We start from the raw sequence: 10045 nt of genomic DNA, 5'->3' as shown, positions 1-10045 counted from the left end.
CGCGACGCATCCGCATGCTCGGCATCACCGAGGGAACAACTCTGGGCGACAAGCTGATCGGTCTGCAGCTGAGGAAGTTGTTCGAGCCGATTCTGGGTAGAGGAGCCGCCCGCGTCGACCTGAGCAAACTCGTCGCGTCTCTGGTCGAGACAGGCAGGCGCTGGGGTATCGCGACACCGGAGGAACTGGTGTTGTTCGGCAAGCAGCTCGGCTACTTCGAGCGCTACTCGGCTGCACTCGCACCGGAATGGGTGTTGGGTCGAGACCTGTTTCTGTTCAGAAACATTCTCCCGGAGGAAGTGGCCGCAGCGGTGGCCGCGAGGAACATCGCGCTCCCGGACTGAGCCCTCACGGCTCGTCGATCAACGGGTGAGATTCCGACGCGAATCGCTCGACCGAGCCCGCGGCGCGCGCTATGCCAGCAATTCCGCTCCAGACCATCATGGTGAGGTAGTCGACGAGCTCCTCGGCCGTCATGGTTCGATCGAAGATCCACCAGTGTGACGCCAATCGAACAGCACCGATCATTGCGAAGGCGATGGGCATCGAACCGGCCGTGGAGAACTCACGCTCTCGGAATCTGTCGGCGATGACGGTGGCCAGGAGCTCGGCGATCAGCCCCTCCGCCGCGGTGATGACGTCCTGGTTGCCCGAGACGGCGTTGTTGGCGTGGACGTAGATGTAGATCTCGGGATCCGTGTCGACCGTCGAGACGTAGGCTGAAATCACTGCCCGGGTGAGGTGATACTCGTCGAGGTCCTCGGACATCGCGTCCTTGATCCGAGGCACCAGCTCGGTCTCGACGTATCGCGCCATGGCAGCGTCGGTCAGGCCCCGTTTGTCGGTGAAATGCTTGTACAGAACAGTTTTCGAGACTCCGTTCGCAGAGGCGATGTCGTCCATGCCGATGTTGTGACCCTGCTGTCGGATGGTGTCCAGAGTGCAGTCGAGCAGTTCACGCCGCCGCGTGATCCGATGATCGCGCCACCGGTGGCTTCGGCCGTCGACCTTCTCCGGAACGCTCACGCCGACTGGGAGACGGTTCGTGATCCCCTCAACAGAATCGACGCCACCAGCTCCGGATCGTCCGACATCGGTACGTGCCCGAGCCCCGCGTACGTCGTCACGTCCGCCTGCGGAAAGGTTCGACGCACCAGCGGTGCCTGATACACCGGCAGAACCCAGTCGCGACGCCCCCACGCGACGGTGACCGGAACATCCTCGTCGACCGGAATACTGAAGCGCGGCACTGCGTTACCCGCTGCGTCGATCGCCCGGTTGGTGGTGATACTGAGCGCGTCGATGGTCGCCGTCGCGGCGGGAACTCGCCACGGCTTGGCGTAGAAGACACCGTTGGCGATCGTGCGACCGACGACCGAACGCATGACGGCCGGTGCGATGGGGCTGATCACTCGGGACAATGCACGCAGCAATCGGAACACGAGCAGCGCACGCGTCTGATCCCAGTGTCCGCGAAAGAATCCGGCCGGCGAGAGCGCGGTGGCCGAGGCAACCGATCCGCGGGCGGCGAGTTCGAGGGCGAAGTATCCACCCAACGAGTTTCCGGCCACGTGCGGCTTCTCGCCGTCCACCGCCACGTGCTCGAGGAACCGCTCCAGTTCGGCGACGATCCACGGGCCGAGATCGAACTCCTCGGTGGGTAGTTCGGGTGAATCACCGTGGCCGGGCAGGTCGACCGTCACCACTCGCCGGTGCTGCGCGAGTGTCTCGATGACGCTGTCCCAGGCGTGTTGCCGATGAACTATCCCATGGATCAGCACCAGGGTCGGTCCCTCGCCGCGGATGGTGTGCGCGAGCGCGGGGCCCTCGATGTCGAAAGTCATTGCGGTCCGATCTGTTCTCGTTTATCCGGTGCGAGCGTCTACTGCTTCGGGGCCGGCCACCCGTGCAGGCACGGTCCGTCCGAACGTCATCGATTCGGTGAGATCGTCGAAGCGCGCGTCTATCCTGTCGAGAATATAGTTCTGCCTCACCGACCAGGGCCGCTCGGTCCCCGATTTGGGTAGCTCGTCCAAGGATCGCGTGACGTATCCCGATGCGAGGTCCACGACCGGTCGAGATTCCACCGGCTTGCCCGCTCGGTCGGGAATTGCGTGGGTGTAGCCGTGAGACTGCATGTACACCAACAGTTTCGCCACCGCCTTGGCCGTCATGTCGGCTTTGAGCGTCCACGATGCATTCGTGTACCCGATGCACCAGGCAACGTTGGGCACGTCCTCGAGCATGTGCCCCTTGTAGACGAACTTGTCGTGCGCCGCGAAGGGCTTTCCGTCCAGTGACAGCGCGATGCCACCGAAGGCCTTGAGCTTCAACCCCGTTGCAGTGACGATGATGTCGGCCGGGATCTCGTCTCCGGATTCCAGGACGATGCCGTCGGCGGTCACGCGGGAGATTCGGTCGGTCACCACGGTCGCACGACCGGAACGAATGGCCTTGAACAGGTCGCCGTCCGGCACCACACACAGTCGCTGGTCCCACGGGGCGTACATCGGATCGAAGTGCTTGTCGACGTCGTATCCCCGCGGCAATTGCGCCTTCGTCATGGCCCGGAACACCCTGCGGGCCGTCTTCGGTGCGCGTCGACACAACTGATACGAGCCGACCATCAACAGTGCATTACGCCACCGCAATGCACTGTGCGCCAGGGAGTCCGGCAGTACACGCTGAGTGAGCGTGGTGAACGGGTCGGTCATCGGCAGTGACGCGATGTAGGTGGGCGAGCGCTGCAGCATCGTCACCGACGCGGCCTCGACTGCCAGGGAGGGCACCAAAGTGATTGCGGTTGCGCCACTTCCGATCACGACGACCCTCTTGCCCGAGTGGTCCAGATCCTCGGGCCACTGCTGAGGGTGCACCATCTGCCCGGTGAACTCGTCGGCCCCGGGAAGATCGGGGGTGTACCCGCCCGAGTAGTCGAAGTATCCGGTGCACAGGAACACGAATCGGCTGCGATAGGTCTTCGGAACACCGTTCGAAAGCGTCTGGACGGTCCACAGGTCCGTCGACGAATCCCAGTTCGCAGCCTCGACCGAGGTAGAGAAGTCGGTGTGTTCGTCGATGCCGTTCGCGTAGGCGGTATCGACGATGTAATTGCGGATGTCTTCGCCGTGAGCGAGGAGGGTGTCTCCCTGCCACGGTGTGTGCGGGAACGAGAACGTGAAGATGTCACTGTCCGACCGAATTCCGGGGTACCGAAACAGATCCCAGGTACCGCCTGCGCGCTCTCGACCTTCCAGGATGGTGTAGCTGAGCTCCGGTGCCATCTGCTGCAGGCGATATGCGGCTCCGACGCCCGATATGCCTGCACCGATGATGAGAACGTCCTGGAAGTTGTCGACGGAGCCGTCGAACTCGGGCCATCGAACTCGGCTTGTCGTCACGTCGTGCCTCGCTGTCTCGCCGAACACCATCGCGGATCGGCCCGACTGTGCGGCGGATCGCGACTTACATCACACAATGTGCCATTGACGAGTGGCGGTGTCAATGACAGTGTTCACCGCACACCGAAGACAGGAACCCCTCATGAACCACACATCACCTGTTGCCTGCATCCACACAGCACAGGGAACCAGAATCCGATGACTGCCGTGACGGTCGGGGCCGCAGGAGTCGTCGCTCTCGTCCTACTGGCGTCGAGGGGATCGGGCCTGGACTTCGAGCGACGTGCCCTGTCCGGCGCATACAAGCCGGTGCGCTCGAAGTGGCCGAAGCGACCGTTCACGCGCCGACGCACGTAACGAGCTCGCGAGCGGTTCATTCCGTTCCGTGACGTCGACAACGGCAGCGGGCCCGGTCAGTACTCTCGACCCCATGGGCGATCGGAAGTACGCAGGCAGGTCGCCCGAGGAGCGATCCTCCGAACGCATCGCCCGTCTCATGGACACCGCGATCGCTCTGTTCGGCAGCCACGGGTACGCGGCGACCACGATCGGGATGTTGTGCGCGGAATCGAACGTGTCGACCCGTCACTTCTATCGCGAGATCGGAAGCCGGTCGGAGCTGCTCAAGAAGATCGTCACCACCATGAATCAGGACGGCGAGCACGCTGCACGAGAGGCACTGACCGCCGACGGTCGGCAACCGGTGTTGGCGTCGATCGACGCCGCAATCCGGGCGTACCTCGGCGTCACGTGTCGCACCAGGATGTCGGCTCGGGTCTGCTACGTCGAAGTGGTCGGCGTCAGTACCGACATCGAACTGTGGCGCATGAACCAGCGAGACGTCATCGTCGAGATGTTCGACTCCCTGGCGACCACCGCCGCAGCACGAGGAGAACTGCCGAACAGGAACTATCGCCTGGTCATTCTCGCAATTATTGGTGCCGCCAACATCTTCGCCCAGGAATGGGCCCTGAGCCGCAGTTCCGACGTCGGAACCACCGATGACACCTTCACCCCGTACATCGACACCCTCGTCGAGTTGGTCACTGCCGCACTGACGACACCACTCCCCTGACCGGAACCAGGTTCGAACCATGCTCCTACTCGCGTTGGCCGTCGTCTTGGTCGTCACGTCGTTCGTCCGTATCCGGCGAGACCCGCGTCGGCTGTCCAACGGCCTGACTGTCATTGCGGCTCTCGCTGCGCTGGCGATCGGATCGCTGAGTCTGCTGCATCGGCTGGACGCCCGGGTCGAGGCGATTCTCGTCGTTGCGGTGCTGACGGCAATACTGCTGACGGCAATCGGACTCGTGGGCGCAGCGGCCATCAATGGGCTGGTGGTGATCAGGCGCGAAGGGCTCCGACTCTCGACCGCACTGCCACTTGCTCTGGCGGTTGCGGTGACGCTGGGCGTCGGGCTGTTCGTCGCAGTGGCGGCCGTGCTGCAAACACACACCCTGCCCCTGTGGTTGCTGGCCGCGGTCTGGACGGGAGTGCTGTTCTCGATCTGCCTCGGCGTCCAGCTCGCCGCGTTCTCGGTCCACGCGCTGATATACGGACACATGGAGCCACCGAAAGGAAGTGCAGCCGTAGTTGCTCTGGGATGCGGGCTGGGCTCGGGAGGAACCGTGACGCCTCTTCTCGAGAGCCGACTGAACCGCGCCCTCGATGTGCACAACGCCGAAGTGGCGTCCGGACATCGCCCGGTCCTGGTCGTATCCGGCGGGCAAGGGTCCGACGAGGAGACGGCGGAGGCCACGGCGATGAAGAAGTACCTGGTCGGCAAGGGTGTGGCCGAGAAACTGATCCTCGCCGAGGCGCGCTCGCGAAACACTCGGGAGAACTTGACGATGACGCGGGACCTTCTCGAGTCGTCGGACCTGAGGTCGGAGCCGATGATCGTGGTGACCAGCAACTTTCACGTCCTGAGAACGGCCGCGCTCACTCGCGATCTGGGTCTCGACGCCCATGTGACGGGAGCCGCCACGGCACGTTTCTACGCACCGACGGCGTTCCTGCGCGAGTTCGTCGCAATCCTGCATCGCTACCGGACGCCCAACATCGCCCTGCTGGTCGGCATCGCTTCGATCGTGGTGATTCTCCAGCACGTGAACTGAGATGCGGGGCCCGACGGCACCAGGGAATTGCGCGACATCGAGCATCCCCACCGATAGTGACCCGGAACACGCCCGTCGGACGTATGTTTCGGAGCGTCGATTTCGACTCATACCTAACGGCGTCGTCCGCGACGCCCCCAGCTCCGGGTATCCGGAGACGACCTACACGAAAGAGGTACGCACCGATGGCCGACTTCATCGACAAGGCTCAGCACAAGGCAGAGGAACTGGCCGGGACTGCGAAGGAGAAGGCCGGCGAGGCAACCGGTGACGACAGCCTTCGCGCCGAGGGTGCCAAGGATCAGGCGAAGGCCAACACTCATCAGGCCGCCGACAAGGTCTCCGACGTCGCCGAAAGCGCCGCCGACTCCGCAGCCGGTGCCGCCAAGGAGGCCAAGCACGCAGCCGCCGATGTCGCGGACAAGGCGTCCGACGTGGCCGAGGACGTCAAGAACACCGTCAAGGACAAGGTCTCGAACGTCGATGCCGACGACGTGAAGGAGAAGGCCTCCCAGGTCGCCGACAAGGCAGCCGACAAGGCCTCCGCCGTCGCCGACGACGTGAAGAACACGGTTCGCAACATCGACTCCGAGGATGTCGCCCAGGCGGCGAAGGTCGGCACTCCGATCATCGCAGCCGTCGCAGCCGCAGCCGGTGCCGTCGCGTTCGTGCTGATCCGTCGACGCAACCGTCGCCGTAGCGCTGCGCACCTGTTCGTTCCGTCGAAGCGCACCACCCGCAAGCTCGCCAAGAAGGCCCGCAAGCACAGCTTCTGAAGGTGATGACGAAAGGCCCCGCCTCGATCGAGGCGGGGCCTTCTGCGTCCTACAGCGGCTTGAGCGCCCGGCTGGGCACCCAGTGAGTGACGGTTTCACTGCGGTCTCGTGACATCAACTCGTACGTGACGCGGCCCAGCCAATCCCCGTCCACGGTGATGGACCATTCGACCAGATCTCCCGGCACGACGCGTCGCACATCGAATCCCTCGGGATTGAACTTCGACGCGTGGTGCGGCGGCAGCGGGTAGAGGATGTTCAGGTCGATCCACACCTTCAGCGGTGGTCGGAGCAGCTTGAACGGGCGCACGGCAGACGCCGGTCGAGGTTGTGCGCGCCGTGCCATCGTTCGATCATACGTTCGATCACTACGTCGATCCACCGCCCTGGACAACGAAGAACGGCCACCCGCACACGAGGTGCAGGTGGCCGTTGTTCGGTGCTGGAAAGATCAGATGCCGAGCGATCCCGCCAGGAACGGCCAGGAGTTGTGCAGGTCGTCCTGCCAGTAGCCCCACGAGTGGTTTCCGACCGGGCGGAAGTCCACGGTGGCCGGGATACCGAGCTGATCGAGGCGCTTGGCCAGGTTCGAGGTGCAGAAGTTGGTGGCAACTTCGATGCCACCGCCGACGATGACCTGATTGGCAAGCGTCGCCGGGTCGTTCTTCAGACGCGGGTTGGCAAAGGTGTCGTTCGGGGCACCGGGCAGTCCGCTGCCGGTGCTCATGTAGATCTGCGTTCCGCGGAGCTTCTCGGCGTTGAGCAGCGGGTCGTTCTCGCGCCACACGGGGCCGTCGAGCGGTCCCCACATGTTCTCGACGTTGCCGCCGCCGTAGGTCTCGACGACGAGCTTGACGAACTGCTGACCGATGGGGTCGGAGGTCTGAGCGCAGCCGCTGTACGCCGCGACGCCGGTGAACTTGCCCGGGTACTTGATCGCGATGTTCAGGACCGAGGTGCCCGTCATGGACAGCGCTGCGAGCGACTGGCGACCGTTGGTGTCGAACTGGGCGTCGATCAGCGGGGGCAGCTCTTCACCGAGGAAGGTGCTCCACTTGTTGCTGCCGAGCTTCGGATCGTCCTGGAGCCAGTCGGTGTAGTAGGACCACTTGCCCTTCTGCGGAGTCACGATGTAGGCGTTCTTGTCCGACAGGAAGGCCTCGGCGTCGGTCTGCGACTGCCACGATGCGGCATCCTCGCCGCCGCCTGCGCCGTTGAGCAGGTACAGCACTGGGCGGGACGCGCTGTCGTCGGCCGGCTTCTGCACCGTCACGGGAATGGTGCGGTTCATGGACGCCGAGTACACCTGGAGCTGGACCTGGCGGTTCTTGAGGGTGTTGACCGACTCGATCCTCGATCCGTTGCTCGACTGCGTCGTAGCCGCAGGCAGCTCTTCCGCGGACGCGACGGGCGTCATCAGCGCGGTCGGGAGGATCGCCACTGCGAGGGCGACGGCCGTAGCCGAACCGATTCGCCGGAAGCCGTGTCGTCGAGATCGTGGCACGCTGTTTCACCTTTTCGTCGAGTTACACCGGTCGAGTCTCTACATCGGCCGAAGATGAGGTGACGTTACCTCGAGCAAACGTCCCGAGCGTTATGGACCGGACGAATCCGAGACGCGATCGTGATGCGCTAGGTCGTGGCGTCGAATGACGAAGAGACAACCCACTATGACGATCACCGCGACCACCACACCCACGGGCAGCGGCGAATACAGCGAAACAATGGGACGCACATAGTCCTCGGGCGTCCCGTCCGTCCAACCGAATACCCGCGGCGGCACCGGAGCCGACACCCAGAACAGCGTCAGCGCGAACGGAATCAACGGACCGATGGCCGACGCCACCGTGCGGGTGGGTTGCATCGACCCGACGGCCAGGCCGATGGCGACGGGATACAGGGTGCAATATGCAACGGTTCCAACGACATTGACCGCACTGTCGCCGATCGAAAGCAAACCGGTCGCAGTGACCACGGCAAGCAGCACGAGCGCGGGGGTCGACAGGTCTAGGCGCAGGCCCACCCCGACCGCGCCGACGAACAGCGCAGCGGCGGCAGCGAATATCCACCACGACGTATCCGACCATCCCAGCGAACTGACTCCGGACGCCGCGATCGCCAACCCCAGCATCAGGTATCGGCCGTCCCGACCGTCGAGGTTCAGCGCGCCGGCGTAGGTCAGTACGACGGCGATCGCGACGGCGAACGTCCACATGGTCGCCGTCGACGTCGTGTTGCCGAGGTAGGTGTAGACGATCAGATACACGAAGGCGAGTACGCCGACGACTGCAGCATCGGACGTTTCGAAGCCGATAACGGGTGCTCGCAGGCCCATCCTGACCAGCAGCGATGCGGTCACGAGGAGAACGAGAAGAGGGACGGTCGATTCGACGTACTGCGGTGCCAGATTATCCATCCACCGTCCCTCACGCGGTCCGCGTAGTGGCGAGATTGCGCTGTATAACAGCATCGAGCCCAGCAGTCCTACTGCAATACCGGCGGACGGAAACCTGCGTCCAGCGGCGATGAATCCGCAGACGCCGACCAGAACGCCTGCGCCGAGTGCGTTGGTGGTCACCGCTTGATTGGAAGCGATCGGTGCGAACGACGGAAGTGCGATCACCACCGACCCGAGCGCGGCGGCCACTGCAGCCAGTACCGAGGAGCGCCGAGAATGTATGCCGACCAGCACGAGTACGGCCGCCAACACGGCGAGGGAGCCTGCCCACTGCGCGGTGACGAATGCCCCGTACCACTTGCCCGAGGACTCGATGTGGAACGAATCCTGGCCGAGCGATTCGCGAATCGAGTATCCGGCAACGAATCCACCGCATACCGTTGCCGCAACAGGCCCGTACCGATCCGCGATCATGTCTTCAACTTAAAGGTGTTCCCACGAGACGAGTGTCTGTGGTCTATTGGGTGCCCGTCCCGCGAAGGAGTCGATCGAGATGTTTCGTCGCACCGCTGTCATTGCTTGCGTCATTGCAGGTGCCGCTGCCTTCGGAACGGGAACGGCCGCAGCCGACGAGTGGCCCACTCCGCCGCCGTATCCGAGTCCGTCGGCTCCGCAGGACGTCACCGGATTCCTCACCCCGCAGGACCTGGACTACTGGAACCCGTTCGTCAGCAAGAATCGACTGACCTCGCCCTACGGCAACAGCACTCGCATCGTCTGCACCGGATTTCACGGAGTGCTGTCCTCCTGCTGGCAGGCCGATTCGAATGGCAACCCGCACAAGCTGATTCTGCTGAACATGAACTACCCGGGTTCGACGGGTCAGCTGCTGCCCGGCGGAGGTCCCGGGCACTTCGTCTACCCCGGCTTCATCCCCGGCATCGGCTGACCCGCACGACCGACTACGACTGAATCACACCAGTTCTCGATCGAGCTTGCCCAGACGCGCTCGAACCACGAACAGCAGTCCCACCGCCATGGCCATAAAGGCACCCACTACCCAGAGGCCCGCTTTCGAGGTCCCGGTGGTATCGAGCAGCCAGCCTGTCATGTAGGGAGCCGCCAGTCCGGCCGATGCGCCGATGGTGTTCATTACGCTTACCGCGGTAGGAATCTTCTCTGCGTTGCCGATCTTCTGGTATTTGCCGACCACCTTCCTTACCGGGGCTGGAGCCGCAGCAGGCATCGCACTGGTGAACACCATCGGCGCATCGGCCGGACTGGCGGCTCCCTACATGACAGGCTGGCTGCTCGATACCACCGGGACCTCGAAAGCGGGCCTCTGGGTAGTGG

Annotated in this window: 12 protein-coding genes and 2 pseudogenes; 7 read left to right on the top strand and 7 right to left on the bottom strand. The window is 63.8% G+C overall.

Features of this window, described 5'->3' with window-relative positions; translation table 11 throughout:
- Positions 1-344 (top strand): annotated as a pseudogene (locus CH256_RS05060) (ABC1 kinase family protein); the annotation flags it as partial.
- A gap of 4 nt (positions 345-348) precedes the next feature.
- Here CH256_RS05060 and CH256_RS05055 read toward each other — a convergent pair.
- The 3 genes from CH256_RS05055 to CH256_RS05045 are packed head-to-tail and all read right to left on the bottom strand — an operon-like array spanning position 349 to position 3431.
- Positions 349-1026 carry a TetR/AcrR family transcriptional regulator gene (locus CH256_RS05055; protein ID WP_094669036.1) on the bottom strand — a complete coding sequence of 226 codons (678 nt, stop codon included), beginning with the start codon at positions 1024-1026 and terminating at the stop codon, positions 349-351.
- On the bottom strand, positions 1023-1844 hold the full coding sequence (locus tag CH256_RS05050) for an alpha/beta fold hydrolase (protein WP_094640786.1): 822 nt from the start codon (positions 1842-1844) through the stop codon (positions 1023-1025). The genes CH256_RS05055 and CH256_RS05050 overlap by 4 nt, the downstream gene beginning before the upstream one ends.
- A gap of 21 nt (positions 1845-1865) precedes the next feature.
- A complete protein-coding gene (locus tag CH256_RS05045; protein WP_094669035.1) occupies positions 1866-3431 on the bottom strand; it encodes a flavin-containing monooxygenase in 1566 nt (521 codons plus the stop codon).
- A gap of 168 nt (positions 3432-3599) precedes the next feature.
- Here CH256_RS05045 and CH256_RS27960 point away from each other — a divergent pair, with 168 nt between their 5' ends.
- The 4 genes from CH256_RS27960 to CH256_RS28935 all read left to right on the top strand — a co-directional run bounded on the left by CH256_RS27960 (position 3600) and on the right by CH256_RS28935 (position 6294).
- Positions 3600-3758, top strand: a complete 159-nt coding sequence (locus CH256_RS27960) for a hypothetical protein (protein ID WP_179272005.1) — start codon at positions 3600-3602, stop codon at positions 3756-3758.
- Between the two features lie 73 nt (positions 3759-3831).
- Positions 3832-4476 carry a TetR/AcrR family transcriptional regulator gene (locus CH256_RS05040; RefSeq protein ID WP_094669034.1) on the top strand — a complete coding sequence of 215 codons (645 nt, stop codon included), beginning with the start codon at positions 3832-3834 and terminating at the stop codon, positions 4474-4476.
- Between the two features lie 19 nt (positions 4477-4495).
- Positions 4496-5518, top strand: coding sequence for a YdcF family protein (locus CH256_RS05035; RefSeq protein WP_094669033.1), 1023 nt, complete (start codon positions 4496-4498; stop codon positions 5516-5518).
- 185 nt (positions 5519-5703) lie between these two features.
- On the top strand, positions 5704-6294 hold the full coding sequence (locus CH256_RS28935; RefSeq protein WP_068055598.1) for a CsbD family protein: 591 nt from the start codon (positions 5704-5706) through the stop codon (positions 6292-6294).
- A gap of 49 nt (positions 6295-6343) precedes the next feature.
- Here the strand turns inward: CH256_RS28935 and CH256_RS05025 are convergent, their stop codons facing one another.
- The 3 genes from CH256_RS05025 to CH256_RS05015 form a co-directional block, all read right to left on the bottom strand.
- The gene (locus tag CH256_RS05025) at positions 6344-6640 is read right to left on the bottom strand and encodes a hypothetical protein (protein WP_032376174.1); all 297 of its coding nucleotides are present in this window, start codon (positions 6638-6640) and stop codon (positions 6344-6346) included.
- Between the two features lie 105 nt (positions 6641-6745).
- Positions 6746-7711, bottom strand: coding sequence for an alpha/beta hydrolase (locus CH256_RS05020; protein ID WP_373454776.1), 966 nt, complete (start codon positions 7709-7711; stop codon positions 6746-6748).
- 177 nt (positions 7712-7888) lie between these two features.
- Positions 7889-9166: a hypothetical protein gene (locus CH256_RS05015; protein WP_094669031.1), complete on the bottom strand. Its 1278-nt coding sequence runs from the start codon at positions 9164-9166 to the stop codon at positions 7889-7891.
- Between the two features lie 79 nt (positions 9167-9245).
- Between CH256_RS05015 and CH256_RS05010 the strand changes: the two genes are divergently transcribed.
- Positions 9246-9641, top strand: coding sequence for a hypothetical protein (locus tag CH256_RS05010; protein WP_094669037.1), 396 nt, complete (start codon positions 9246-9248; stop codon positions 9639-9641).
- A 24-nt stretch (positions 9642-9665) separates the two neighbouring features.
- On the opposite strand, the gene CH256_RS05005 is transcribed toward CH256_RS05010, so the two are convergent.
- Positions 9666-9845, bottom strand: coding sequence for a hypothetical protein (locus CH256_RS05005; protein WP_256989372.1), 180 nt, complete (start codon positions 9843-9845; stop codon positions 9666-9668).
- A 1-nt stretch (position 9846) separates the two neighbouring features.
- Between CH256_RS05005 and CH256_RS28320 the strand changes: the two are divergent.
- A pseudogene (locus CH256_RS28320) lies at positions 9847-10045 on the top strand (MFS transporter); the annotation flags it as partial.

It is taken from the genome of Rhodococcus sp. 05-2254-6 (assembly GCF_002258565.1).
Classification (GTDB): Bacteria; Actinomycetota; Actinomycetes; order Mycobacteriales; family Mycobacteriaceae; genus Rhodococcoides.
This window is presented reverse-complemented; position numbering and strand designations above follow the sequence as displayed.